The 25,728-nt window shown below is 64.1% G+C and carries 20 protein-coding genes; 13 read left to right on the top strand and 7 right to left on the bottom strand.

Annotated features, from left to right (window positions below):
- Positions 1-52: 52 nt before the first annotated feature.
- Positions 53-433, bottom strand: a complete 381-nt coding sequence (locus VHB27_RS07000; RefSeq protein WP_325598617.1) for a hypothetical protein — start codon at positions 431-433, stop codon at positions 53-55.
- Between the two features lie 148 nt (positions 434-581).
- The gene (locus VHB27_RS06995) at positions 582-1,784 is read right to left on the bottom strand and encodes an aminotransferase class V-fold PLP-dependent enzyme (RefSeq protein ID WP_325598615.1); all 1,203 of its coding nucleotides are present in this window, start codon (positions 1,782-1,784) and stop codon (positions 582-584) included.
- Between the two features lie 542 nt (positions 1,785-2,326).
- On the opposite strand from VHB27_RS06995, the gene VHB27_RS06990 reads away from it, so the two are divergent.
- A complete protein-coding gene (locus VHB27_RS06990; protein ID WP_325598613.1) occupies positions 2,327-4,105 on the top strand; it encodes a glucan ABC transporter ATP-binding protein/ permease in 1,779 nt (592 codons plus the stop codon).
- A gap of 65 nt (positions 4,106-4,170) precedes the next feature.
- On the opposite strand, the gene VHB27_RS06985 is transcribed toward VHB27_RS06990, so the two are convergent.
- On the bottom strand, positions 4,171-5,772 hold the full coding sequence (locus VHB27_RS06985) for an ABC transporter substrate-binding protein (RefSeq protein ID WP_325598611.1): 1,602 nt from the start codon (positions 5,770-5,772) through the stop codon (positions 4,171-4,173).
- Positions 5,773-6,054: 282 nt separating this feature from the next.
- Here VHB27_RS06985 and VHB27_RS06980 point away from each other — a divergent pair, with 282 nt between their 5' ends.
- Complete coding sequence (locus tag VHB27_RS06980) at positions 6,055-6,228, top strand: DUF1328 domain-containing protein (protein WP_325598609.1); 174 nt, start codon at positions 6,055-6,057, stop codon at positions 6,226-6,228.
- A gap of 194 nt (positions 6,229-6,422) precedes the next feature.
- Complete coding sequence (locus tag VHB27_RS06975; protein ID WP_325598607.1) at positions 6,423-6,860, top strand: CBS domain-containing protein; 438 nt, start codon at positions 6,423-6,425, stop codon at positions 6,858-6,860.
- A 3-nt stretch (positions 6,861-6,863) separates the two neighbouring features.
- Here VHB27_RS06975 and VHB27_RS06970 read toward each other — a convergent pair whose 3' ends face one another.
- Positions 6,864-7,448, bottom strand: a complete 585-nt coding sequence (locus VHB27_RS06970) for a M23 family metallopeptidase (RefSeq protein WP_325598605.1) — start codon at positions 7,446-7,448, stop codon at positions 6,864-6,866.
- Between the two features lie 116 nt (positions 7,449-7,564).
- On the opposite strand from VHB27_RS06970, the gene VHB27_RS06965 reads away from it, so the two are divergent.
- From VHB27_RS06965 to VHB27_RS06940, 6 genes are all read left to right on the top strand, one after another.
- Complete coding sequence (locus VHB27_RS06965) at positions 7,565-8,104, top strand: carboxymuconolactone decarboxylase family protein (protein WP_325598603.1); 540 nt, start codon at positions 7,565-7,567, stop codon at positions 8,102-8,104.
- A 71-nt stretch (positions 8,105-8,175) separates the two neighbouring features.
- A complete protein-coding gene (locus VHB27_RS06960) occupies positions 8,176-9,255 on the top strand; it encodes an ABC transporter substrate-binding protein (RefSeq protein ID WP_325598601.1) in 1,080 nt (359 codons plus the stop codon).
- A 3-nt stretch (positions 9,256-9,258) separates the two neighbouring features.
- Entirely contained in the window at positions 9,259-10,926 is a 1,668-nt protein-coding gene (locus tag VHB27_RS06955) for an ABC transporter permease (protein ID WP_325598599.1), read from the top strand.
- Positions 10,923-12,014: an ABC transporter ATP-binding protein gene (locus tag VHB27_RS06950; RefSeq protein ID WP_325598597.1), complete on the top strand. Its 1,092-nt coding sequence runs from the start codon at positions 10,923-10,925 to the stop codon at positions 12,012-12,014. The genes VHB27_RS06955 and VHB27_RS06950 overlap by 4 nt, the downstream gene beginning before the upstream one ends.
- 709 nt (positions 12,015-12,723) lie before the next feature.
- On the top strand, positions 12,724-15,366 hold the full coding sequence (locus VHB27_RS06945) for a glycoside hydrolase family 99-like domain-containing protein (protein WP_325598595.1): 2,643 nt from the start codon (positions 12,724-12,726) through the stop codon (positions 15,364-15,366).
- A gap of 17 nt (positions 15,367-15,383) precedes the next feature.
- On the top strand, positions 15,384-16,646 hold the full coding sequence (locus tag VHB27_RS06940; protein ID WP_325598593.1) for an FkbM family methyltransferase: 1,263 nt from the start codon (positions 15,384-15,386) through the stop codon (positions 16,644-16,646).
- Positions 16,647-16,760: 114 nt separating this feature from the next.
- On the opposite strand, the gene VHB27_RS06935 is transcribed toward VHB27_RS06940, so the two are convergent.
- On the bottom strand, positions 16,761-17,648 hold the full coding sequence (locus tag VHB27_RS06935; RefSeq protein ID WP_325598591.1) for a class I SAM-dependent methyltransferase: 888 nt from the start codon (positions 17,646-17,648) through the stop codon (positions 16,761-16,763).
- Positions 17,649-17,919: 271 nt separating this feature from the next.
- Here VHB27_RS06935 and VHB27_RS06930 point away from each other — a divergent pair, with 271 nt between their 5' ends.
- Positions 17,920-19,485 carry a hypothetical protein gene (locus VHB27_RS06930; protein WP_325598589.1) on the top strand — a complete coding sequence of 522 codons (1,566 nt, stop codon included), beginning with the start codon at positions 17,920-17,922 and terminating at the stop codon, positions 19,483-19,485.
- Between the two features lie 164 nt (positions 19,486-19,649).
- Here VHB27_RS06930 and VHB27_RS06925 read toward each other — a convergent pair whose 3' ends face one another.
- Positions 19,650-20,675 carry an NADP-dependent oxidoreductase gene (locus VHB27_RS06925; RefSeq protein WP_325598587.1) on the bottom strand — a complete coding sequence of 342 codons (1,026 nt, stop codon included), beginning with the start codon at positions 20,673-20,675 and terminating at the stop codon, positions 19,650-19,652.
- Positions 20,675-21,745, bottom strand: a complete 1,071-nt coding sequence (locus tag VHB27_RS06920) for an alcohol dehydrogenase (protein ID WP_325598585.1) — start codon at positions 21,743-21,745, stop codon at positions 20,675-20,677. Before VHB27_RS06920 ends, VHB27_RS06925 begins: the two co-directional genes overlap by 1 nt.
- Positions 21,746-21,915: 170 nt before the next feature.
- Between VHB27_RS06920 and rnd the strand changes: the two genes are divergently transcribed.
- The 3 genes from rnd (at position 21,916) to VHB27_RS06905 (ending at position 25,445) form a co-directional block, all read left to right on the top strand.
- The gene (gene rnd / locus VHB27_RS06915; protein ID WP_325598583.1) at positions 21,916-23,097 is read left to right on the top strand and encodes a ribonuclease D; all 1,182 of its coding nucleotides are present in this window, start codon (positions 21,916-21,918) and stop codon (positions 23,095-23,097) included.
- 432 nt (positions 23,098-23,529) lie between these two features.
- Positions 23,530-24,834 (top strand): adenosylhomocysteinase, encoded by a 1,305-nt coding sequence (gene ahcY / locus VHB27_RS06910; protein WP_325598581.1) that lies wholly within the window; start codon positions 23,530-23,532, stop codon positions 24,832-24,834.
- A 380-nt stretch (positions 24,835-25,214) separates the two neighbouring features.
- Complete coding sequence (locus VHB27_RS06905) at positions 25,215-25,445, top strand: hypothetical protein (protein WP_325598579.1); 231 nt, start codon at positions 25,215-25,217, stop codon at positions 25,443-25,445.
- Positions 25,446-25,728: the final 283 nt, after the last annotated feature.

The following is a 25,728-nucleotide window of genomic DNA, read 5'->3' as shown; positions in this document are numbered from 1 at the left end:
ATCTGCCCGACGACCGTCGTGCCGTTGGGGTCGATCCGCACGGGTACGCCGTTCACGGCCAGGACGTGTTCCTCGAGCGCGGCGCCCATCCGGACCGTCCCCGCTCGACCGCATCGACGTTGCAGCAGGGCCAGCCGTGGCGCAGGAACCATGTGTACCAGCCCTCGCGTCCATCCGGGGTGGTTTCCCAGGTCGCGCCCGTCAGCGACCCGCCGTGCCAGAACAGCAGGGGCGGCCGGCCGCCGGTTTCCGCCGGTATCGCGTACTGTACATACATCTGCCCGACGACCGTCGTGCCGTTGGGGTCGATCCGCACGGGTACGCCGTTCACGGCCAGGACGTGTTCCTCGAGCGCGGCGCCCGTCGTTTCCGTCATGCGGCCGCCGGCGAAGAAGGATCCCATCGCACTGAGCGCCAGCCAGGGTCCGCTCATGCGCACGGCCCTTCCGCCTGGTCCGGCGCACTGCCGCCGAACCGCACAGCGGGTGACAGATGAAGATGATCCACGATACCCCTCCGGACGTCCGTGGGGCGCGGATTGCCGCTGTTGGCCACCCTGAGTCAACCCGACGGTTGAAACCTTATCGGCGCATCCAGGCCTGGCAGAGGTCGACGACGCGGTCGATATCGGCGTCGTTGTTATATATGTGGAACGAAAACCGCAGCAGGTCGCGGCGTACGCCCAGCCGCACGCCGTTGGCGGTCAGGTGGTCGTAAAGGCCGGCCATGTCGGCATCGCCCGTCGAATCATGCGCCGATCCCAGGGCCTTGCCGACCGTCACGATATGGCTGGCATGCGCGTTCGACACGCCGCCGAACACCGGCAGGCCGATCTCCGTCATCCGCACCGCGAAGCGATGCGCCAGCGCCATCACGTGCTCCTCGACCTGGCGGGGACCAAGGTCGAGCAGCAGGCGGATCGACGCCCCGGCCGCGGCGGCGGCGGTGTAGTTGTAGTTCCCGACATCGAACCGCCGCGCGCCGGGGGCGAGGCGGTAAGCGGCAAGGTCGCCGGACTCGGCTTCGTGGCCGTCGCCCACATCGACGCCGAAACGCGACACGTAGACCGGCGCCAGGCCTTCGGCCACCGCGCGGCGGACATAGAGGAAGCCGATGCCGTACAGCGACATCAGCCCTTTCTGTCCCGAGGCGGACAGGGCGTCGACCTGCCACGCCTCCACATCGGTATCGACGATGCCGATCGACTGCGCCGCATCGACCGCCAGCAGCACGCCCCGCGCGCGGCAGTGGCGCCCCAGGTCGGCGACGGGAAACCGGAATCCCGGGGCGAACGATACCGTCGAGACGCTCACCGCCCGGGTCCGTTCGTCGATGGCGCCGATCAGGCGATCGAGAGGGATCATCCCGTCCTGCTGCGCGACCGTCCTGACGGTGACGCCGAAGCGGTCCCGCAGGCCGTACCAGGGGAAAAGATTGGCCGGGTGCTCCAGCGTGTCGCAGACGACGACGGCATCGCCCGGTTTCCAGGGCAGCGAGGCGGCGAAGGCCGCGATGCCGTCGGTAATGTTGCGCGTATAGGCAACCTCATCCGCGTGGCATCTGATCAGCGCCGCGAACAGCGACCGCGTCGACTCGATCGTATCGAACGCCCGTTTCTTGTCGAGCGTCCCGTCTTCCTGCGCGTCCAGGATCGCATCGATCGCGGTGCGCGCGCCGGAATACAGGAGGCCCCGGGCGGCGGTGTCGAAATAGGGGCCTTTCTCGGCGCCGGGAAAGAGGGTGCGGGCGCTGGCGATGGAGAGCGGCGGGACGTGGTCCGGCATGGCGGGGGCTCCTGAGACGCATCGGCGTAGGGCAATGGCCGGCCGACGGTGATCGTGACCAACCATGATCCTGCGCCGTTTGGATTCCGTGGGCCAGACCGGCTTGGATGACCGTGGGGCTGTTCGGGTTGGGATCGTAGCCTTTGGTCAGGGGAGTGCCGGCTGAGAGCAGGGTTTTTGACACAGATGCGCACGGATGGACGCAGATGCACACACAGATTCCGGATCGGCCGGAATGGGGACCCCGGTCGCTTTGGTCTCTGCGTGGAGTGCTTGGCCGATCGCGGAGACTCTGCGCTCATCCGCATGTATCGCCTTAAAAACCTGCGCCAACTGACTGGTTGACAACCGCTTCGTCAGCCGGCCCGAGCGCCCGACCGGAAACGCCGGCGCTCGTTGGCCTGGCAACAAGGCCGCGCGAGGCAGGGCTTCACCCTTTCGCGAGCCATGATCCCGATCCGGTTTTCGCCCATTTCATGCCACATCCTGTCGGCATGCTGCGTTGCGAAGCGGACCTCCTCCCTCCGCGCGGAGATAGCCTGATGCGCTTTCTGAGGACTTATGCCCGGGTGATCGGCCTGCTGGGCCGCGACCTGCGGATCGCCGGGTTCCTGGCTTTTGCGAACCTCATCGTTGCCGGCCTCCAGTTCCTGGATCCCGTGCTGTTCGGGCGCGTGGTCAACCTGCTCTCGGAATCCGACAAGCTCGGCCGCAGCGAGCTTTGGCATCAGGGCGCCATCCTGCTGGGCATCTGGGTCGCGGTCGGCATCGGCGGCATATTGGGCAACATTTCGGTGTCGTTGCAGACGGAACGTCTGGCGCACCGGCACCGCATCAAGTCCATGGGCCGGTACTTCCAGCACGTGCTGGCGCTGCCCCTGTCTTTCCATGGCGACACGCATTCCGGCCGGCTGATCAAGGCCATGCTGTCCGGCACCGACGGGCTGTTCGGCACCTGGCTGGTGTTCTTCCGCGACCAGTTGTCCACCATCCTGTCGGCCGCGGTCCTGCTGCCGCTGACCCTGTTCCTGAACTGGCGCCTCGCGATCGTGCTGATCGCCCTGGTCGCCGTCTTCCTGGTCTTCACCGCGATCGTCGTGCAGAAGACCGAGACGGCGCAGCGCCAGGTGGAGGGCCTGAACTCCTCCCTGGCCGGCACGGCGCAGGACGCGCTGACCAACGTGATGGTCGTGCAGTCCTTCACCCGCCTGTCGGCCGAGGGCAAGCTGTTCAGCGACATCGCCGCCCAACTCATCCGCCACCAGTTCCCGGTGCTGAACTGGTGGGCGCTGGTCAACGTGATGACGCGCGCGTCTTCCACGATCGCCGTGATCACCATCGTGCTGGTCGGCACCTGGCTGCATGTCAACGGCCTGGCGAGCGTCGGCGAGATCGTGAGCTTCATGGGCTTCGCCATGCTGCTGATCGGCCGGCTGGAGACGGCGGCGTCGTTCGTGTCCTCCCTGTTCTTCAAGCTGCCGGCGCTGGAGGATTTCTTCCGCATCCTCGATGCCCGCAGCAACGTCCCCGAGAAGGAGAACGCCCGCACGCTGTGGGCGCCGCGCGGCGAGGTGAAGTTCGAAGCCGTGTCCTTCGCCTACCCGAACACCGGCGCGACGGTGCTGTCCGACCTGACCTTCACCGCGAAACCCGGCACGTCCGTGGCGGTGGTGGGCCATACCGGCGCGGGGAAGTCGACCGCCATGTCGCTGCTGCAGCGCCTGTGGGACCCGACCCAGGGACGCATCACCGTCGACGGCCAGGACCTGCGCGACGTGACGCTGGACAGCCTGCGCAGCAATATCGGCGTGGTGTTCCAGGAGAGCCTGCTGTTCAATCGCACCATCCGCGACAACCTGCTGGTCGGCCGCCCGAACGCGACGGACGAGGAGATCGAGCAGGCCTGCCGCATGGCCGACGCCCACGAGTTCATCGTCCGCCAGCCGCATGGCTATGACACGATGATCGGCGAACGCGGCACGACGCTGTCGGGCGGCCAGCGCCAGCGCCTGGCGATCGCGCGGGCGCTGCTGAAGAACCCGCCGATCCTGATCCTGGACGAAGCCACCAGCGCCCTGGACGCGGCCACCGAGGCACGGGTCAGCAAGGCGCTGAAGACCCTGATGGCCGGGCGGACCACGTTCATCATCGCCCACCGGCTGTCGACGGTGAAGGACGCCGACGAGATCCTGGTGTTCGACGACGGCCGGATCGTCGAACAGGGCAACTTCCAAGGCCTGCTGGCCAAGGACGGGCGGTTCGCAGAGTTGGTGCAGACGCAGTTGGCGACGTCGGTGCCGCAGTTGGCGGCGGCGGAGTAGGGGGAGCTTCCAACCCCCTTCCTCGTCATGGCCGGGCCCTCTCCCGGCCATGAAAAAAAAGTCCCTTACGCCGGCCGCACGTTCCAGAACGTCGCGAACCCGTTCAGCACCCCGGTGATGCTCGTCCGATACGCCGTCGGCTGGAAGAAGCGGCCCAGCGGGATGCTCGGCACGTCGACCATGCACTGAAGCTGCATGTCGACGCAGATCTTCTTCTGCGCCGCCTCGTTCGGGGCGTCGAACCAGGCGTTGCGGTAGTCCTCCAGTTTCTGGCTGATGCACCAGCCGGGCCAAGCCGAGGGTTTGTCGCCGTCGCCGCGGATCGCGTAGTGGTTGGAGGGGTTCATGTGGTCCAGCCCCTCCCACCCGGTGAAGAAACAGTTCCAGCCGCCCTTGTCGATCGGGCCCTTGTTGTTGCGGCGCTGCAGCATGGTGCCCCAGTCGGTCGCGACGTAATCGACGTTCATGCCGACCTTGCCCATCATGTCGGCCGCGACGTCGCCGATCGCCTTGAACTGGGCATAGTCGGTGGCGACGATCATCACGACCTTCTCGCCCGAATAGCCCGCCTTCTTCAGCAGTTCCTTGGTCTTGCCGTAGTCGCGCGGTCCCATCAGCGGCTCCAGCCCGACCGTGCTCGCCATCGGGGTGCCGGGGCAGAAGAAGCCGTGCGGCACGGTGTAGAGCGAGGGGTCGGTGCCGACGATCGCCTCCATGAACGCCGCCTGGTCGATGGCATAGAACAGCGCCTGCAGCACCTCGGGCTTGTCGAAGGGCGGCTGCAGGTGGTTGGGCCGCATCATGTTGACGTTGCCGGTCGGGTTGATGGTGACGACGCGGATGTTCCGGTCCGCCTTCAGCAGCGGCAGCAGGTCCTGGGTCGGGTTTTCCCACCAGTCCTGCTCGCCGCTTTTCAGTGCCGCCGCCTTGGTGGCGGCATCCACGATCGTTGTCCATTCGACCCGATCGAAATGCACGACCTTGGGACCGGCGGTCCAGTCCGGCTTGCCGCCTTCGCGCGGCTTGTACTTGTCGAACCGCTCATAGACGTTGGTCGCACCCGGGACGCGCTCGCTGGCGACATAGCGGAACGGGCCGCTGCCGACCATTTCGGTCACCTGCTTGAACGGGTCGGTCTTCGCCAGGCGTTCCGGCATCATCACCGGCGACGGCGTCGTCGGCTTGCTGAGCGCGTACGGCAGCAGCGGGAACGGCTTGTGCAGCCGGAACTGGATTGTCTTGTCGTCGGGCGCCGACAATTCGTCCGTCACCGCCATCAGCGCCCCGCCATAGGCGTCGCGCGCGGCCCAGCGGCGGATGCTGGCGACGCAGTCGCGGGCCAGCACCGGGGTCCCGTCATGCCACAGCAGGCCGGAGCGCAGCGTCAGCTTCCACAGCTTGCCGTCATTCTCGACGACATGGCCTTCGAGCATCTGCGGCGAGGGGGTGAAGGTGCCGTCCTGGCCGTAGAGCGTATCGAAGACCATGTAGGCATGGCCTCGGGTAACGTTCGCGGTGGTCCAATGGGGATCGAGGAACGCGAGGTCGATCTGCGGCACGAATTTCAACGTGGTCTCGCCGGCGGCACGAACGATCGATGGCAGGGCGAGGGTGGACAGGCCGGAGGCCAGCATCGTTCGGCGCTTGAGCGTGGGGGTCGTCGACATGACCGTACTCCTGCGAGCGGTGACGGACGTTCGTTCCCCAGGGAAAACTAGCATCGCCGAGCGGAGGGCCGTCAATGGGACGGGTGTTGGCGGCGGCGCGTGCCGCGGTCACCCTTGCGCCGGCCATGGCAAGGGACGATGCGATCGCCGGCCGCGGCGATGGCACGTTCGGCGCCATTCAACCCGGCGTGACCGGTTTTCCCGTCACTTGTCTTTGAATGGGCGTAACGACACGGAAATCCCAGATACCGGCCACCTGACTCAATCGCAGGGGATATTGCCATGTTGCGTCTCGCTCTTTTCTTTCTGGTCGTTTCGATTGTCGCGGCGATTTTCGGCTTCGGCGGCATCGCTGCCGCATCGGCCGATATCGCGCGCATCCTGTTCTTCATCGCCATCGTCATATTCGTCGTGCTGCTGATCGCGGGACTGATGGCCGGCAGCACCCTGTGGTGACGACGGGAACCCCGGCGAGGCGGCGTTGCCGTCTCGCCGGGAAAAATGCTGCACTGCACGTATGAAATTTGCATTTTTCATTTCCGCGGGCGCATGCTGCCTCCCTTCATCGGGTACAGCCGCGCTGTCCGCTTGAAAACAGCCCGCTCGGCGCTGGGGCGCGGCGCAGCCCGCAATGGCGGGAGGAGCGAACCATGTCCACGGTTGCCGCGATATTGAAACACAAAGGCTACAATGTCCTGACGGTCAGTCCCGACGCGCGTATCAGCGACGTTTCCGCGATCCTGTCGGATAATCGTATCGGTGCCGTCCTGGTCCTCGATGAGGCGGAGCAGATGCTGGGCATCGTCAGCGAGCGCGACATCGTCCGCTGCCTTGCGGCGAACGGGACGCGGACGATCGACATGACGGCCGGCCAGTTGATGACGCGGGCCGTGCAGATCGCGCATCCCGACACCACGGTCGTCGAGGCGATGCGCATGATGACCGCGGGGCGGTTCCGGCACCTGCCGGTGGTCGATCACGATACGTTGGTGGGGCTGATCAGCATCGGCGATGTCGTCAAGGCGCGCATCATGCAGCAGGAGGCGACGGTCGAAAGCCTGACCGCGTACGTGGCCGGATCGGCGTAGGCGTCAGCGCGCGGTCGGCGCCAGCGCGAGGTGCGTCCTCGTCCCGTACGCCCGTGACGGCGGGATCTTGGCATCCCGGATCGGGGTGCCGCCGCCGGCACAGGGTGTGATCGCGATGAAGCGGGCAGGGTCCACCGGCCGGTCGTTGACGAGCATGCCGAAATAGAGATGCGGCCCATAGGTCAGGCCGCTGCGCCCGACCGTGCCCAGCTTCTCGCCGGCGGCGATGGTTCGGCGGCCCTCCAGGATCGGCGGGGCGATCAGGCCGAGATGGCTGTAGACGCCGATGAAGCCGTCGTGCTGCACCAGCATCTCCAGCCCGCCCACGCCGCGCCGCTGCACACGGATCAGCGTTCCGGGCGCGACGGCGCGCACGGGGGCGCCGAGCGGGGCGGGGAGGTCGACGCCGGGGTGGAAAGTGCCCGCCAGGGGGCGGTTCGGCAGGACCCGGGGGCCGAAGGGGGACGAGACGCAGGCCGGCGAGACCGGCGGCTGCAGCGCGGTCTGCGCGTACCCGGCGGCGGGCAGCAGCAGCGCGGACACGAACAAGGCCAGGCGCGGGGGTGCGATACGCGGCAAGCGGAGCATGGCGCACCCTGTCATGGAACGAACCGAAGCGGGAAGGTGGCCGGTCATCATCTTCCCGAGAATGGCGTCCGGCATCCTGATCGTGCATCGTGTCGCAAACCCGCCAGGAGAGCCCTATGGCCCGCGTCCGCAGCATCCCTTCCAGCGAATTGCCGCCTGACCTGGCGGACATCTATGAACGCTTCGCCGGCGCCTATGGCCCGTTCCGCAACCAGGTCGCCGTGTTCGCGCACGTGCCCGCCGCGCTGCGGCATCTGATGTCCATGCTGATGGAACTGCGGGAAGCCAAGACGCTGCCGAAGCGGTATCTGGAAATCGCGATCGTCGTCGTGTCGAAGCTCAACGAATGTCACTACTGCGTCGCGCACCACAAACCCTTCCTGACCGTCGAGGGCCTGTCGCCCGAGGGCGTCGACCGTCTGTTGGACGACGACAATCCGGAACTGGACGAGGTCGACCGGCTGGTCGTCGCCTATGCGAAGATCGCGTGGGAGAACCCGCAGCGCATCCCCGAGCGGATGTTCGACCGGCTGAGGGCGCATTTCTCCGAGGCGCAGATCGTCGAATTGACATTGCGCACGACGTTGTGCGGCTTCTTCAACCGCTTCAACGATGCGCTGCAGATCGAGGAAGAGGAGGAAGTGACCCACGCCTGACAGGGGCACTCTTGCCGGATCGCATCCCCCGCCTGTAGCGTTGAAAAAAACATCGGGTGGGAGAGACGTTGATGAACCGTCGGTGGATGATCGCCTCGGGCCTCTTTGCCTTGGGCGCGTTCCTGTTTGGCAGCCCTCATGCCTGGGCTGAGGAAGGCATGTGTGCCAAACCGGTGCAGATGCAAGGGTTCAAGACCTGCGCGGACGTCGCGAAGGCGGAGCAGGAGGGGGCGGTGGTCATCTACTCGCCCGATCCGGAATCGAATACCGCCGCCTTGCTGGACCAGTTTCACGCGGCGTTCCCAAAGATCAAAACCAGTTTCATCCGTCTGCAGACGGGTGCGCTGTACCAGAAGCTGATGACGGAGCGGCGGGCGCAGACCTACCAGGTCGACGTACTGCAACTGACCGATGTCGGCTATGCGCTGGACTTCCAGAAGCGGAAAGGCTGGGTCCATTACGTTTCCCCTGAAATGGCCGCCTACAAGCCGGATTTCAAAAGCCAGCCGGAAGGGTACTGGACCTGGGGCTCGTTGATCATCGCGGGCATCGCCTACAATCCCAACCTGGTGAAGCCCGAGGATGCGCCGAAATCCTGGAAAGACGCGCTCGACAAGAAATGGGCAGGGGTGATCAGCGCCAAGGTCGCCGCATCGGGGCTGGAGCACGTCACCTGGTATGAACTGAAGAAGCTCTACGGCGACGACTATTGGAACAAGTTCGCCGAACTGAAGCCGCGCGTGTTCGATTCCTATGTGCAGCAGTTCGACCGATTGGTCAGCGGCCAGGATTCGATCGCCCATACCGGGCAATACTCGGCGTATCTGCAGTTCAAGGCCAAGGGCGCGCCGGTCGGCTTCGTCTTTCCGACCGAGGGCGTGACGGTGACCCCCGGCGTCTGGGGCGTCGTCGCCGATACCCCGCATCCCGAGGCGGCGAAACTGTTCATGGACTGGCTTTTGTCCGCGCCGGGTCAAACCGCCTATGACAAGGTCGCCTATCTGAGTTCACCGCGGCCCGACGCCGCGCCGCCGCCCGGCGGCAAGTCCACCGGCGAGATGAAGCTGCTGTACCCCTCCGACTGGCAGGACTTCCTGGCCACGACCACGCCGTATCAGCGGCAATGGGCGCACGTCTCCGGCGTGCCCTGATCGATGCGCGGATCGACTGCGCTGATGGTGCTGGTGCTGCTGCCCTGCGCGGCACTGGTGCTGTATCCGCTGGTCTTCATCATCTCGGAATCGCTGAATGTCGGCGATCCCGGGGTGTTTCCGCCTGAAATCATCAGCCTGTCGAACTTCGCCCGGCTCAAGGACGATGTGCCGATCATCCTGAACACGCTGTACGTATCCGTCGCCGCCACGGCGATGGCGGTGGTGTTCGGCTTCGTCCTGGCCTGGATCCTGACCCGCACCAACGTCCCCGGCGGCGGGCGGTTCGAGCGGCTGATGGAACTGCCCTATTACATGACCCCGCTGGTCGGCGCGATGGCTTGGGGCGTGCTGGCGGGGCCGAAGACCGGGTTGCTGAACCAGGTCTGGCACCTGACCGGGGCAACCGGCGACCTGTTCAACATCTACTCGCCGCTGGGCATCGCCTGGGTGATGGCCCTGTTCGAGGGGACCGTCGCGTTCGTGATGATCTCGGCAGCGATGAAGTCGATGGATCCCTCGCTGGAAGAAAGCGCGCGCGTGTTGGGCGGCAGCAAGCTGCGGACCGCGTTCGGGATCACCCTGCCGCTGGTCGCGCCGGGCGTGCTGTCGGCCATCGTCTTCGTCTTCGCCGAGATGCTGGGCGCCTTCGCCGCCGCCTTCGTGCTGGGGATTCCCGGCCGCTTCTATGTCATCACGACGGCGATCTGGGAATCCACCCAGTCCTTCCCGCCGGATTACGGCACCGCCGCGGCCCTGGGCCTGTCGCTGTTCCTGGCGATGACGGTCACGCTGACGATCGCGCGCCTGATCATGCGGAAAGGCACATACGCAACGATCACCGGCAAGGCGTTCCGGCCCCGGCCGGTGAATGTCGGCGCGGGGCGCTGGCTGTGCCTGGCCGTCGTCATGGCCTATCTGCTGGTGGCCGTCATCCTGCCGATCGGCGCGCTGCTGATGACGTCGTTCCAGAAGTTCGCCACCGTCATCCTGGCCCAGAGCATCTTCACGCTGGACAACTACCGCACCGCGCTGGCCACCGGCACGCTGGGATCGGCGTTCGTCAACAGCATGATCCTGGGCGTTTCGGTCGCGACGATCGGCGTGCTGGTGATGGGGGTGCTGACCTGGATCATCTACCGCTCCCGCCTGCCGGGCCGCACCGCGATCGAATATGTGCTGATGTTCCCGCAGGCGGTGCCTCGGCTGGTGTTCGGCCTCGGCCTGCTCTGGGCCTGGATCAACATCCCGATCCCGATCTACGGCACGCTGTGGCTGCTGGGGATCGCCTATTTCACCGTGTTCCTGCCCCTGGGCCTGCGCACCCTGGCCGGCGTCGTGCTGCAGGTCGACCGGTCGCTGGAGGAATGCGCCTGCGTCTGCGGCGCCGGCTGGATGCACCGGATGCGCACCGTCTCGCTGCCATTGCTGCGCCCCGGCATCGCCGCCGCCTGGCTGCTGATCTTCATCGCCTCGATCCGGGAGCTGGGGGCTTCGATCTTCCTGATGGGACCACAATCGAAAGTGATTTCACCTGCTATCATCAACGCCTGGCTGTCGGCCAGCAGCGAACTCTCGGCGGCGATGGCCATGCTGCTGACGGCCACGATCTTCATCGCGGTCATCGTCCTGTTCGGCGTCGCCCGGACCTTCGTGCGGACCGACGCATGAGCGGCACGCCCAGCATCGAGATCGACGGTCTCTGCGTCGCCTATGGCGATGCGGTGGCGGTCGACCGGGTCGCGTTCTCGATCCAGCAGGGCGAGCTGGCGACGCTCCTCGGCCCGTCAGGCTGCGGGAAAACGACGACGCTGCGCGCCATCGCGGGGCTGGAGGACCCGACAACGGGCGTGATCCGGCTGAACGGCGACACGGTGTTCGATTCCGCGCGGCGCATCAACGTCCCGGCGGAGCGGCGCGGGCTGTCGATGGTCTTCCAGTCCTATGCGATCTGGCCGCACATGACGGTGGCCGAGAACGTCGCCTATGGCCTGAAGGTCCGCCGCCGGCCGCGGGCGGAAATCGACAGCAACGTCAAGCGCGCGCTCGACCTCGTGCAGATGAGCGCGTTCGGGGACCGTCCGGCCTCGAAACTGTCCGGCGGCCAGCAGCAGCGCGTCGCCGTCGCTCGGGCGATCGCCTTTTCGCCCTCGGTGCTGCTGTTCGACGAGCCGCTGTCCAACCTCGATGCCAAGCTGCGTACCGAGATGCGGGTAGAGCTGCGGGAACTGCAGCAGCGGCTGGAGATCACCTCGGTCTATGTGACGCATGACCAGGAAGAGGCGCTGGCGATCTCGGACCATGTGATCGTGATGAACCAAGGGCGGATCGAGCAGATCGACGCGCCGGAGGTGCTGTACAACCGCCCCGCCAGCCTGTTCGTCGCGGATTTCGTCGGGGCGGCGAACCTGATCGAGGGGACGGTGCGCCAGACCGGACCGGTGTCGGTGTTCGAGACGCGGGGCGGCCAGGTCCTGCGCGTCGCGACGCCGCGAAGCGTGACCGGAAGCGAAACGATATTGGCGCTGCGATCGTCGCATGTGTCGTTGCAGACGGAGCCATCGGCGGCGGCGGGGGATGCCAATGTTGCGACCGGCACGGTACACCGGCGGATGTTCCACGGCGATTTCGTCCAATACGTGATCGACTGGCCGGCCGGGCAGTTGCTGGTCCGGCGGCCGCCGACGGAGATGATCGCGGAGGGGGCGGCGGTGTCGATCATGTTCCTGCCGGAACATTGTGTGCTGCTGGGGCGGTAGCGCGCCTGCGCGGATCATGGCCCGACCCAGCCGAGCCGTAACGTTAACCGTTATTTGCGGACGGACGGGGCGCTGACCAGCCTTCCCCCACCGGGTACAACATCATAGATTGCCATCCGGCGCGGCCTGCGGAGGGAACGGCGCGGCCACGCCGATAGCAACGTCTTTTATTTGGAGTAGGGCAAATACGATCACGATGTCATTCCAAGACACATGCAGCGCAAACGATCCTCCTTGGAAGGATTGCCATCAGTAGACTTCGACTGCTCCTCCGGAGGACTGCCTGCGCCACGTCCAAGCCGAGGCGGAGTGGGAGCCCGCGGGCGTTGACATCGTGTCATGCCGAATCGACTGGCTGCAGTCAAGCTTCCCCCCGGAGTTCCAGGTCCGTACCGAGTCTGACTGCTGTTGCCGTGACTTCGGGTCACTTCAACTCGCGGCGGATCTCAACAGGGAAGCGATCCTTATGCGGCCTTCGTTGCGGACATGCTGCCGTGGCCAAAGCTGTCGCCACCTTGGACCCGTGCAACGGTCTTGGTATCTTTGGCGAGACATTAAACAGGATTTCGTTGATGACTCGACATCTGGCCGGAGCGAATGCGCCTCGCTTGTTCGCTGGCTCGAATATCTCCACCTTGCACTGCGAATCGGCGATTGCAAGTCAAGCTGCCTGGCTTCGACGTCCGTCCCGTGACTCTCGGACCGCCTGATGGACAACGTTAGCCTCCTAACGCCTCCCGTCTTGTCTGGGCGTCGCATTCTCGTTGGGCTGATCGAGCACTTTGGCGACATCGTCGCCTGCGAACCAGTAGCACGCTATTTGCGGTTCAACGCACCCGACGCACACATCGCGTGGGTGGTTATGCCGGCCTATCGCGAGTTGATAGATACGAATCCGTACATTGACGAGACTATAACGGTCGATTGCTTGACGGATTGGATTCGGCTCACCAGTCATACCACCTACGACCAGCTTGTCGATCTGCATGTCAACTATCGGGTGTGCCCGCACTGCTACGTCCCTCTTGTGAAGCGAGGGGGCAAGCCGTTCGTCACTGCCTTCAACTGGTTCGATTACGGGCCGCTACTGGAAGCATTCTCGGTAGGGGCAGGGCTGCCTCGGCTCTCCGCCCAGCCCCGTATCTATCTTGGCACCGAACATCGCGAAGCCGTGGACGCGCTGGGCTTGCCGGCGAGGTTCTGTGTTGTACACCGGAAGTCAAATGATCCGCTGAAAGACTGGACGGCAGAAGGGTGGGAGTGGCTGGCGAAGATCATCCGGGAAGAACTTGGGCTGACCATCGTCGAAGTGGGTGCCGGCGCGCCGGAGGATATGCTGCCGCCGATCCGCGACTCGATTGATCTCACGAACCGTCTACCACTCCTGCAAACGGCTGAAGTGATCCGCCGTGCCGGCCTCTTCATTGGCATCGACAGCGGCCCGGCGCATTTTGCGAATGCGCTCCAGGTACCCGGCGTGGTGCTGCTCGGTCGCTTAATCCATTTCCGGCAATATTGTCCTTACACCGGCTTTTACGCAGGTTCGTCGCCGCAGGTGAAGCTTGTGCGCAACCTCAATGGACCGGCGGCCGAACTCGGTCGAAATGAGGTTGCCGAGGCCGTCCGCTACGTCTTGGCCGCAGCCGAGGGCCGCGTTCCGGCGCCGAGTAAAGCTCGTCCGCAAGGCTGGCTCCCGCCACGCGAGACGCAAAGCCAGAAAATCCTTCTGTCCGGCCAGCTTGACGTCGGCTTCTATGTGCTTAGCCACCCTGAATTGGAAGCGGAACCGCAGCATCCGGTTGACCATTGGGTCCAACAAGGCATGCCTCGAGACGAGGGCGTGCGGGACATGCCGGGCTCGTTCCCGGCGGCAGATGCGGCATGGAAAACATCCCCTGTTGAAAATGGCAGCAAAACCCTTGATGCACTGCTCCGGCCGGAAGACCAGCGTATTTTCGAGGCAGCGCGGATAGCGCCCCAAGCAACCGGCCAATTCGCCGGCGAACGCGGAATGGGAGAGTCGACGGTGGTTCCGCCCCGGCTTCTCGCCTTCTACCTGCCCCAGTTCCACCCGATTCCCGAAAACAACTGGGCGCACGGGATGGGTTTCACTGAATGGAACAATGTCATCAAAGCGAAACCGCTGTTCCGGACGCATTACCAGCCAAGGATTCCCGGCGAGCTGGGGTTCTATGACCTGCGAGCCGAAGAGGTTCTGCACCAGCAGATCAGCCTTGCCCAGCAGCACGGCATCGACGGTTTTTGCTTCTATTACTACTACTTCCAGGGGCGAAAGCTTCTCTACCGGCCGATTGAGAATTTCGTAAAGTCAGGGATCGATGCGCCGTTTCTCTGTCTGTGGGCGAATGAAAACTGGACCCGACGATGGGACGGCGGTGACCGGGAGGTGATTGTTGCCCAGCAACACTCATACGAAGACGACTTGCTGGCATTGCGGGAACTGGTGCCGTTGTTCCAGGATCGCCGCTATGTGACGATCCGCGGCCGTCCGGTCATGATGGTCTACAAACCGCATTTGTTTCCCGATATCCGGCGGACCGTAGACACTTGGCGAACCGAGATCGGTCGGCACGGTTTCACGGACTTGTTCCTTGTGACCGTGGACGACTGGCCGGAAAGCCCGTACCGTCCAGGCGATATCGGTTTCGACGCTAGTTACGAGATCCCGTCCAATTTGGTGCCTAGCAGCAGTTTTGTGGATGATACGTCCGACCTCGATCTGGTCCCGGATTTTGCAGGTCGGATTGTCGATTATGCAAAATTCGCCCGCTTTCACATGGGCCGCCCCGCCCCGGCACACCGGCGCTTCCGCACCGTCATGGCACCCTGGGACAACACCGCGCGATATGGGACCCAGGCGATGGTGCAGATTAACGGTGGCGGGGACGCCTACAAGTTATGGCTGATGCGGGCATTGCTGGATGCGTGTCTCAATCATGCCCCCGAAGAGCGATTGGTGTTCCTGCACTCCTGGAATGAGTGGTGTGAGGGGACATATATCGAGCCGGATGGCAAGCTGGGCCGGTTCTACCTGGAACAGACACGCGACGCAGTCGCCTTGGTACGTGAAGCTTTGGGGCTGGCGAATGGCAGGAACACGATGGAGGCCGTTTCGTCGTTGCTGCTATGCCAGCTCGAGAAGGACCGTGGTGCCTTGCAGGTGGTGGAAGCGCTCCGCCTGCAGGCAGCTCATCAGGCGATCCAGGCGCGCAACGAGGTAGGTGCGGAGTTGGACGAATTGCGACGACGTCTCGATGCGATGCGCGATTCCACCTCATGGCGCATAACCCGCCCGCTTAGGACCCTAGCGACCCTGGTACGGGGACGATAACCTCGAGGAATCTCGAATTGGGCGATCCTCAATTTCTGAAATCGGTGAGCACCGGCTTCGGCCGCATCACCTACTTCGCCAACGACACCGGAGCGATTTCGCGTTCGTTGGAGACATACGGCGAATGGGCGGCAAACGAGCTGACATTCATGCGTCAGTTCATCGTGCCAGGGTCCACCGTGCTCGACGTCGGTGCCTATATCGGTACGCATGCGCTAGCCTTCGCCGATTTCGTTGGCGAAGGCGGTTCCGTGATCGCGTTCGAGGCACAGCCGCGGAGCTTTCAAGTGCTGCGCGACAACCTCGAATCCAACGAAAAAAAGCACGTGAGGTTGGAGAACGTCGCGGTCAGCAATCACAAAGGCAGCATACAGGCCCACGGCATCGAAATCGCTCGAGAGGGCAGCTTTGGCAGCACGAGTTTGATTGAAGGAGCCGGGTCAGGCGAGGATGACTCGATCCGGGTCCCCTGCATTACCTTGGATTCTCTGCAACTGACACGTTGCGATCTCATCAAAATTGACGTGGAAGGCATGGAATCCGCAGTCATTGACGGCGCAGCAGAGACCCTTCGGCGCTGTGGTCCAATAATCTACGCTGAATGCAATTCCGTCGAAGCAGGTCTACGTAGCCTCCAGGCGCTGCGGAACCTCGGCTATGTCGCGCGCCTTCATGTTGTGAATGCGTTCAATCAGTCCAATTTCCTTAATAATCCACTCAATATTTTCGGCGCAGCGAAAGAGGCTGCGTTAATTGGCTTTCCTGCCAAGGATGGACGAATAGCTACGGTTCCGGTGCGTGATTGCGAGATCCTGGTTCAGATCGATACTGCGGATGACCTCGTCCTAGGCATGCTGAACAAACCGCAATACCTGAGTGAGATCCTGGAACCGAGTGCCGCGGCGGCAACTGGTGGGCGTCATTGGCTGGAAGGGTTTCACGAAGCGCAGACGTCGCTTGAACGGCTGGATGACGCGTTCAGTCATTTGCGCTCCTGCAAGGCAGACCTCGATGCGGCAGACGAGGCAAAACGCGCTGCCGCTGAGCAAATTGCCAGGCTTCGCTCCGAGGTGCAGCAATTGCAGGCACTCGTGACGGCAACGCAGATGGAGTCCGCAATGATCCGGCTGCAGGTCAAGGCCGCGGACCAGCGCGTCCGAGAGGCGGCGGAACAATCCGCCTGGATGCAGGCGAAGGTCGATGCCATGGAGCGATCTACCTCCTGGCGAATGACTAAGCTGCTTCGCGCCGTCGCCCGCCAATTTCATCGGACTCACTGATCTGGAGAGGGCAGCCTAGGTAGTGACACCTTCAGAAGCGGCAGCAGGCGTCATGAATGCCGTGTTCGGCACGACAGGAGCGTTCCGTGATGGTTCTGCCGGCGTCCCCACGGATCACTTGCTCTTTCTGACCGCGACGGTGCCGGCCATGTCAGGGACCGCGATGATGGACTCCGGCTTGTCGGCGAAGAACTCATCGACTGCATGCTGCACGCCTTCCCAATGTAGGCTCGTGTAGTCATGCATGATCAAGAATCCTCCAGGGACAAGACGCGGCCAGAAATAATTGAGGGCACTGTTGAATGGTTTGTATAGGTCGCAATCCAGGTGCACTAGGCAGTAGCGCTGGTCCTTGGGCAGTTGTTCTGCGGACTCAGGGAAATAACCCACCACGTAGTGAACGTGTTCTCCAGACACATTCTGCTTGACCAGTCCAAGCGAGGTATCACTAAAGGCTCCTTGATATTTCAATTGTTCAGCGCTCAGGTCACGGTCGGAGAAACCCTCGTACGTGTCGAGCAGAAAGATGGCCTTGTTGAGCCGCCGCGCTGCCTGCGCCAGCACACTCGCGGAATTGCCCTTGTCAACGCCAAGTTCGGCAAATGCTCCCGATAGTTTGTCCTTAGCAACGAGATCGGCAACCAGGGAGAGGAAATAAAAGCGCGTTCTATCGAACGCGAGGTATGCATTCATCCGGACAAAGCCTGCGACGTCTTCGTGGCGCATGATCCCGCCTTGCGCCAGATAGGTGGCATAGTTGTCAGTATAGCGTTGCGGAGCGGCCGCGACATGCGCACCCGGGGGAAGGTACCACTCAGGTATCTCCGCCTCTTGATCGGGAAACGGCAGCAGGCGCGTGCGCCATTCGGCGATGCGGGCTTCAAGCTCCCTATTCCGCTGCAGCGAGTCCTCAAGGTCGCGCCAAGCTTCGTCGCGTTGATGGACGATGCGCTGCAGTGCGGGCACCTTCAAGGCAATTCGCTTGATGACGTCCCTCACCATCGCTGGCCCTTAACTTCTTTTCGGAGAGTGTACGTTGTGGTGAGCTTGGACCCGAAGCATGGACCGGATTCGCTTCGGTCGTCAAACACCTCGGCGGCCCGGGTTTGGCAGATTCGGCAGTTCACCCTTGCTTGCACGCCCCGATGCCGAGCGTCCGCCGCTCCCGGTTCAGAACCGGCTGGTTGAACGTGGTTCTCCGGCCATCGTTTGGCAGGTTGACACCAGGGGTGGGAGATGGTCTCCATTTCCGAGCCCACCTTGACAGTGGCGCATGAGTCAGAAAGTGCCTAGCAGACACCGCATCCGCATTGAGACGGTCACCGTCGTTATTCTTACCTCAGTGACCGCCGGGGCCATTGCGGTATTCTATTACATTAATTTTTTCAATTGGCCGTTAGCAGAAGACTATATTTACCTCACTTGGTACCGGCTCATTTTTGACCAACACTCCGACCCGGCCCAAATTCTGTTCCTGCATCAAGGTCCCCACCCGATGGCGGTGGAGATCGGTCTTGGTATCGGCCTCATGAGTTTATTTGGGGTTGGTATCGATTCGCTAACGATCACCAACTACGTTTTGATGTTGGCGGCGGCTTTGTTGCTTGCTCATCGCGTATCGCGCGACCTCAAAACCGGCTTTCTCCGGTGTGCCGTCTGGCCATTGATGGTGATACTGCTTTTCCATCCGATCCAAACCGACTCGCTGCTGAAAGCGGCCGATACGGGGTGGCTCTTGGTGACCTTCCTGCTTATTGCCGGCGCGGTGGCGATCGAACGATTCCGCGCGCCGGTCGTGGCGATGCCGGGCGCGATCGTTGGCGCTTTCTGCTTTGCGCAAGGCAGCCTGCTGTCTCTCACCGCCGCGTTACACAGTCTGTTATTGCCCAGACCGTTAAAGGATCGAATCATTGGGGCGGCCGGCTTTGCCGCCCTGTTCATTGCGGTCGTTCTTTTCAGCATTCACAAGCGCTTTGGCCACGGTCCTGCAATGGACGCGGTGAACGTCAGTGCCGGGGTCTTGCCGCTCGCGGGTTATCTGGTCGAATTGTTCGGATCACTCTTCGGGTCGCGGTCGCCCGCCGTTCTGCTCATTTCGGGCGGGGTTCTTCTTGCGATCGCTGCGGCATTCGTTATCAGGCCTCCGCGGCAAATGCTGGCCAGCGACCGGATCGCCTTCTGCCTCATCTCGTACGCCATATTGGCGGCAGGCATGTTCACGGCCGGTCGGTATCACTTCGGTCTGCCTTGGATGCTTGCCAGGTTCCACGCGGCGGCACTCGTTACGCCATTCGCCGTAGGCATCGCAGTCCTTGCACTTCGGCTCGTAGATCGCGGCAACCGAGTCGGCTGGCCCGTGTTGGCCCTGATGCTGGCCAGCGTGATTTCCGCGCTCCCTTACGGGATCGAGCGCGCCAGGGACGGCAAGGAGCAACGCGAGGTTGCGATGACCCTGTCATGCCACGGCGAGCTGTCGGATTTCATGCTCCGCAGCATCAACGGCGTTCCGCTGGACGATCCAGAGGTGGCGGATGACCTACCGGAACTGCGGCACCTCTGCGGCCAGCCGATTTCCAAGGCCACGGCACGCATGCTGCCTCTACCGCCGCTCTTCGCTGCCACGATCGCCAAAAGCCCGTCAGCGCAAGCGCCTCTCGCGACGTTATGGATGATCTATCTGTTTCATTTCGATCTGCAACGCGCCATGCCGTTCGGACGGCCCGATACACCGAAGCGGCTGCTGGACTGGGCACGGAACGATGCGCGCAACGGAAGCGGCTACGACCCCAACCTCAAAGCGCACCAGGCATATTTCCGCGCTGCATTGCCCGACGGCTGATATGGGCCTGCTTTGTCATGCGGCAGGGCGTAGCGAGGATGCTGCACTGCCATGTGGCGACGTTCGAAGTCCTGGGCGAAGCCCCGAGCGAACCGCTGTGCGACCGCAAGACAACCGCGGCCGCCCCCATGACGCGGCCGTCCGTGACGCGGCCGTCCATGGGTTCACCCCCCGTGCGACACCCGCACCAGCAGCTTGCCGAAGTTCCGCCCGGTCAAAATCCCCGTCAGCGCCTCGGGTGCGTTCTCCAGGCCTTCGATCACGTCCTCGCGGTAGACCAGCGTGCCGTCGGCCACCAGCGGCTCCGCCATCGCGCGCCAGTCGGTGAAGCGCTGCGGCGTGTCGGTGACGATGAAGCCCTGGATCAGCACCCGCTTGCCGACGACGAAGCCCAGGTTCGGGCCGGGCGGGAAGGTCTTGTCGTTATACTGCGACACCATCCCGCACATCGCCACGCGGGCGAAGGGATTGAGCAGGTCGAACACCGCCGCCTGGACCGCCCCGCCGACATTCTCGAAATAGCAGTCGATCCCTTTCGGGCACGCGGCCTCCAACTCCCGCCGCAGGTCCAGCGACCGGTGGTCGACGCAGGCGTCGAAGCCCAGGTTCTCCTGCACCCACAGGCACTTGTCCGGCCCGCCGGCGATCCCGACCACCGTGGCGCCGGCGCGCTTGGCAAGCTGCCCGGCCACGGACCCGACGGCGCCCGAGGCGGCCGACACCACGAAGGTCTCGCCCGCCTGCGGCTTGCAGATCTCGGTCACGCCGGCGAAGGCGGTCGTGCCCGGCATGCCCAGGATGCCCAGATAGGCCGACAGCGGCGCTGCGTCCGGCGTCAGCTTCACCAGCCGCTCACCCGGCGTCGCCAGGTGGGTGGCCCAACCCCGAGCGCCGAGGGCGATGTCGCCGGGGGCGAAACCGGGGTGCTTGCTGTCGATGACGACGCCGACGGTCTCCCCGGTCATGACCTCCCCGACCTGCACGGCGACGGCGTAGGTCTGCTCCTCCCGCAGCCGGCCGCGCATATAGGGATCGATCGACAGCCAGATCGTGCGGGTCACCACCGATCCCGGTTCGGCGACCGGCATCGGGATGTCGCGGACCTCAAAGTCCTCCGGCGTCGGCTCGCCGGCCGGACGCCGCTTGACGACCACCGCGCGCGGGGTGCCCGCCTGGGGGGCCGCGGCCATTATGCGGCCTCGGCTTTCAGGATCAGCCGCCCGGTCACCTTGCCGTCGCGCAGGCGCATCAGCGCGTCATAGGCCTGGGACTGCGGGACGGTCTGGACGGGCAGGGCGGGCAGTTCGCCGTCCTGGGCCAGCTTCACCAGCTCCCGCAATTCCTTGGGGTTGCCGACATAGCTGCCCTGAACCGTCAGTGCGCGGATCGCCATGATCGGCAGCGGCAGCATGAGCTCGCCGCCGAACAGCCCGACCTGCACCAGCTTGCCGCCCTTGCCCAGGGCGCCGAAGGCGAAGCGGGCGGTGGCGGTGCCGTTCACGAGGTCGACGACGGCGGGGACCGGGCCGCCGGCCGCGTCGATGATGCGCTTGCTGACGGTCGGTCCGTCGCCGTTGCCGTCGACCACCTTGGTCGCGCCTGCCTTCAGCGCGGCCTGCCGCTTCTCCTCGGACACGTCGACGGTGATGATGTTCTGGTGCTTCAACGCCCGCAGCACCGCGATGGCGTTCAGGCCGAGGCCGCCGGCGCCGACCAGCACGATCGGCTGGGTGGGGGCGAGCGGCATGCACTTCTTGATCGCCGAATAGACGGTGATCCCCGAACAGGCATAGGTCGCGGCGATCGCCGGATCCAGCGTGCCGGGATCGACCAGGTGGCGGGGATGCGGCGCCACGACATGGCTGCCATAGCCGCCGTTCTGGTACACGCCCAGGGACCGCGCCGCGACGGCGCACATGTTGTCTTCCTCGTTCAGGCATTTGTCGCACTTGCCGCAGCCCAGCCAGGGAAAGACGATGCGCAGGTCGCCGACCTTCACGCCCTTGGCCTCGGGACCCAGCTTGACGACGCGGCCCACGATCTCGTGCCCCATGGCCAGCGGCAGGGTCACGCCGCGATCGAGCAGAGACATCTTCTGGCCGCCGCCGATGTCGTAATAGCCTTCCCAGATATGCAGGTCGGAGTGGCACACGCCGCAATGGGTGACCTCCAGCAGCACCTCCGTCCCCTGGGGCTCCGGGGTCGGCAGCTCGATTTCCTTCAGCGGCTTTCCGTTTTCGACGACGGCCCAGGCGCGCATGGTGCGGTTTCCTCCGAATTGGCTGAGCGATGGATAGCGCGGTCGGACGGCCGGCAAAAGCCCAAGAGGCAAAGACCCAAGGGACAAAACCTCAGCGGCGGCGGGTCCCGGCAACCATAGCATATCATACGCCCTGTTGGCGTTTTCCTGCTTCGGTGTAGAAGCGTCGCATGGCAAGACCCTCCCGCTCGGACTTCCCGCCACCGGTCCTGATCCGGACGACGCAAGATCTCGACACCTTCTGCGCCCGGATGCGCAGCGAACATTTCATCACCGTCGATACCGAATTCATGCGGGAACGGACCTATTGGCCGGAGCTGTGCCTGGTCCAGATCGCCGGTGCGCAGGAGGTCGCGGTGATCGACGCGCAGGCGGATGGCATCGACCTGGCGCCGCTGGGCGCGCTGCTGGCGGACCAGCAGGTCACCAAGGTGTTCCACGCGGCACGCCAGGATATCGAGATCTTCGTGCAGCGCTTCGGCGACGTGCCGCGGCCGCTGTTCGACACCCAGGTCGCGGCGATGGTCGCGGGCTTCGGCGACCAGGTCGGCTACGACGCCCTGATCTCCAGCCTGACCGGGGGCGTCATCGACAAGGCGCACCGGTTCAGCGACTGGTCCGCCCGGCCGCTCTCCGCCGCGCAGATCGACTATGCCGCCGCCGACGTCACCCATCTGCGCGCCGCCTATGAACGACTGAAGGCGCGGCTGGAGCAGGAGGGCCGGCTATCCTGGGTCGCCGAGGAGATGGCGACGCTCGCCAACCCCGAGACGTACCGCACGGATCCGGACACGGTATGGGAACGCCTGCGCCCCCGGACCAACAACCGCCGCCTGTTATATATCTTGAAGGTCATCGCCGCCTGGCGGGAGCGGGAGGCGCAGCGCGTCAACATCCCGCGCCAGCGGCTGCTGAAGGACGAGGCGCTGCTGGAGATCGCTGCCACCGCGCCGGCCGACGCCGAGGCGCTGGCGCGTGTCCGGGGCGTCACGCGAGGCTTCGCCGAAGGCCGCACCGGAAATGCGCTGCTGCAGGCAATCGCCGCCGCCCGAGCGTTGCCGGATTCCCAGCTTCCGGCGGCGCCGCATGGGCGGGACCGCGACCGGCCGTCGGGCGCGCTGGTGGCATTGCTGAAAGTGCTGCTGGCGGCGAAGTGCGAGATCCATCATGTCGCGCCGAGGCTGCTGGCGACGTCGGAGGACATCGACCGGCTGGCGTCCGACGACGCCACGGATGTCCCTGCGTTGCACGGTTGGCGGCGGGAGGTGTTCGGAGAGGACGCGCTGCGGCTGAAGCACGGCGGCATCGCACTGGGGGTGGACGGCAAGCGGGTCAAGCTGATCCCGGTGTGATGCCGGGCAGCGTCCCGGCGCAGTCGACGCCGCCCGTGCGGGCTCAGAGTGGGGGCTCAGCGTGCGGGCTCAGTTGGATGGATGTCGGCGTATTCCGCCTATCGACCGTGCGCCATGGGTGGCTGTCGAGGGATCGACTGCAAGGCAATCTGACGCGGATTTTGAGGCGATGAACCCGGATGAATGCAGATTTGCCCGATCTGCTGGCGTGCCTGCTGGTCCCAGGCAGGGAAACCGCGACGCTGCATGCCAATCTTCCCCGGAATCTGTGTTCATCTGCGTTCATCTGAGCGCATCTGTGTCGAAAATCAGGCCCTCCATCGGCACATGGCCTGGCAAAAGCTTCCTACAGGAAAAAGCATCCGCAACCGATCCCTTGCAAATATGCAGATATCTTTATATGACGCCACGACCCATTCAGGAGCCGTTTGCATGCCCGACGCGTTTACCGATTTCAAGGTGAAGGACCTCTCGCTCGCCGAGTGGGGCCGCAAGGAAATCGCCATGGCCGAGGACGAAATGCCCGGCCTGATGGCCATCCGAGCGGAATATGGCAAGACGAAGCCGTTGAAGGGCGCGCGGATCGCGGGCTGCCTGCACATGACCATCCAGACGGCCGTTCTGATCGAGACGCTGACCACGCTCGGCGCCACGGTGCGCTGGTCGTCGTGCAACATCTTCTCGACCCAGGACCACGCCGCAGCCGGCATCGCCGCCGCGAACATCCCCGTCTTCGCCTGGAAGGGCATGAACGAGGAGGAGTTCTGGTGGTGCATCGAGCAGACCATCAAAGGGCCGGATGGCTGGACGCCGAACATGATCCTGGACGACGGCGGCGACCTGACGCTGCTGATGCACCAGAAATACCCCGGGATGCTGAAGGACGTGAAAGGCATCTCGGAAGAGACGACCACCGGCGTTCACCGGCTGTGGGACATGGCCAAGGCCGGCAAGCTGCTGACCCCGGCGATCAACGTGAACGACAGCGTGACCAAGTCGAAGTTCGACAACCTGTATGGCTGCCGTGAATCGCTGGTCGACGGCATCCGTCGCGGCACCGATGTGATGATGGCCGGCAAGGTCGCGGTGGTGAACGGGTTCGGCGACGTGGGCAAGGGATCGGCCGCATCGCTGCGCAACGCCGGCTGCCGCGTGATGGTGACCGAGGTCGACCCGATCTGCGCCCTGCAGGCCGCCATGGAAGGCTACCAGGTCGTCACCATGGAAGACGCCGCGCCGATCGGCGACATCTTCGTCACCGCCACCGGCAACGTGGACGTGATCACCATCGATCACATGCGGGCGATGAAACATCGCGCGATTGTCTGCAACATCGGCCACTTCGATTCCGAGATCCAGATCGACGCGCTGCGCAACTACAAGTGGGAGAACGTGAAGCCGCAGGTCGATGAGGTCATCTTCCCCGACGGCAAAAGGCTGATCGTGCTGTCCGAAGGCCGCCTGGTGAACCTGGGCAACGCCACCGGCCACCCCAGCTTCGTCATGAGCGCCAGCTTCAGCAACCAGGTCCTGGCCCAGATCGAATTGTTCAACGCGCCGGCCGGCAAATACGAGACGACCACGGTCTACACCTTGCCCAAGCACCTGGATGAGAAGGTGGCGGCGTTCCACCTGGCGAAAGTCGGCGCCAGGCTGACCCACCTGACGGCCAAGCAGGCCGAGTACCTGGGCATCGCGCCGCAGGGGCCGTTCAAGCACGAGCTGTACCGCTACTGAGCATTACCGCTACTGGGCACTACCGGTACTGGGCACTACCGCTACTGGACACTGGGCCGGGACGACTGGACCGGCACGACGGAACGGGGGGCCATGCCATGTCATGGCCCCATTTTTCATGGCCCATTCCAGATTCTATCCGCTGCGCGGAAAAATGTACGGCGTTGTTAATATTTCAGTAAGATTTCTGTGTCATTTCGACCTCGGCGTATCGTATGCAGTGTTCACCGCTTTTTCACGAAGGGCGGGTGGAGAATCACCGAGGCGAGTACTAATTCAATCTCGCCCGTCACAAAGGACTCTCAAGTCCCTTTTGCCCTGTTCCTGAGAAGGGACAGCAAAGGCTTTGTGCGGTGCAATAGTAACTTTGGGAAACGCAAATGTTGTCTGCGGCCGATATCAGGACACGGAAACCCCCTTACACCGAGGCCGTGCGTAAGGTGCTGGGCGACGCCACCAATGCGAGGCTGGAAGCGGATCTGCTGTTCCTGGAGGCATGGGAAATGCACCCGTCCGGCAATCTGGGTGCGACCTTGCGGGCGAGCCAGATCCGCCGCGCCAATCCAGGGCTGGCCGAGGAGATCAGCAAGGAGTTGAAAGCGAGGGCCTGAGGCGCCCGACGGATCGGGATAACGGCAGCGGGGAAGCGGGCCGGTCGCCTGTCCGCCGATCCACGGCCGATGCGGTTGTCGTTTTCACCCGGAGCCACCCGTCACGGCCCGGCTTGACCGGGGGACGCGCTTGACCGGGGAAGCTCGGGGCGAAACCACCGGCGACGATACCCGAACCGGCGATCCGCCCTTGCCGGAACGGCAATGTGAAATGGGCGATTGTGCCGTCCATGCCGATGTGGTGGCATCGCTGCCTCCGATCCACAAGACAAGGACTGGCCGG

This window comes from Rhodopila sp., from assembly GCF_035548235.1.
In the GTDB taxonomy this organism is placed as follows: domain Bacteria; phylum Pseudomonadota; class Alphaproteobacteria; order Acetobacterales; family Acetobacteraceae; genus Rhodopila.
Note: the sequence above shows the minus strand (reverse complement) of the source record. Positions and strands in the feature narration are given on the sequence as shown.

Coding starts and splice junctions, on each gene's coding strand:
- VHB27_RS07000 (WP_325598617.1), bottom strand. CDS start 433: ATGAGCGGACCCTGGCTGGCGCTCAGTGCGATGGGATCCTTCTTCGCC.
- VHB27_RS06905 (WP_325598579.1), top strand. CDS start 25,215: ATGTTGTCTGCGGCCGATATCAGGACACGGAAACCCCCTTACACCGAG.
- VHB27_RS06930 (WP_325598589.1), top strand. CDS start 17,920: ATGAGTCAGAAAGTGCCTAGCAGACACCGCATCCGCATTGAGACGGTC.
- VHB27_RS06945 (WP_325598595.1), top strand. CDS start 12,724: ATGGACAACGTTAGCCTCCTAACGCCTCCCGTCTTGTCTGGGCGTCGC.
- VHB27_RS06970 (WP_325598605.1), bottom strand. CDS start 7,448: ATGCTCCGCTTGCCGCGTATCGCACCCCCGCGCCTGGCCTTGTTCGTG.
- rnd (WP_325598583.1), top strand. CDS start 21,916: ATGGCAAGACCCTCCCGCTCGGACTTCCCGCCACCGGTCCTGATCCGG.
- VHB27_RS06935 (WP_325598591.1), bottom strand. CDS start 17,648: ATGGTGAGGGACGTCATCAAGCGAATTGCCTTGAAGGTGCCCGCACTG.
- VHB27_RS06955 (WP_325598599.1), top strand. CDS start 9,259: ATGCGCGGATCGACTGCGCTGATGGTGCTGGTGCTGCTGCCCTGCGCG.
- VHB27_RS06920 (WP_325598585.1), bottom strand. CDS start 21,745: ATGCGCGCCTGGGCCGTCGTCGAAAACGGAAAGCCGCTGAAGGAAATC.
- VHB27_RS06985 (WP_325598611.1), bottom strand. CDS start 5,772: ATGTCGACGACCCCCACGCTCAAGCGCCGAACGATGCTGGCCTCCGGC.
- VHB27_RS06980 (WP_325598609.1), top strand. CDS start 6,055: ATGTTGCGTCTCGCTCTTTTCTTTCTGGTCGTTTCGATTGTCGCGGCG.
- VHB27_RS06995 (WP_325598615.1), bottom strand. CDS start 1,784: ATGCCGGACCACGTCCCGCCGCTCTCCATCGCCAGCGCCCGCACCCTC.
- ahcY (WP_325598581.1), top strand. CDS start 23,530: ATGCCCGACGCGTTTACCGATTTCAAGGTGAAGGACCTCTCGCTCGCC.
- VHB27_RS06975 (WP_325598607.1), top strand. CDS start 6,423: ATGTCCACGGTTGCCGCGATATTGAAACACAAAGGCTACAATGTCCTG.
- VHB27_RS06965 (WP_325598603.1), top strand. CDS start 7,565: ATGGCCCGCGTCCGCAGCATCCCTTCCAGCGAATTGCCGCCTGACCTG.
- VHB27_RS06925 (WP_325598587.1), bottom strand. CDS start 20,675: ATGGCCGCGGCCCCCCAGGCGGGCACCCCGCGCGCGGTGGTCGTCAAG.
- VHB27_RS06950 (WP_325598597.1), top strand. CDS start 10,923: ATGAGCGGCACGCCCAGCATCGAGATCGACGGTCTCTGCGTCGCCTAT.
- VHB27_RS06990 (WP_325598613.1), top strand. CDS start 2,327: ATGCGCTTTCTGAGGACTTATGCCCGGGTGATCGGCCTGCTGGGCCGC.
- VHB27_RS06960 (WP_325598601.1), top strand. CDS start 8,176: ATGAACCGTCGGTGGATGATCGCCTCGGGCCTCTTTGCCTTGGGCGCG.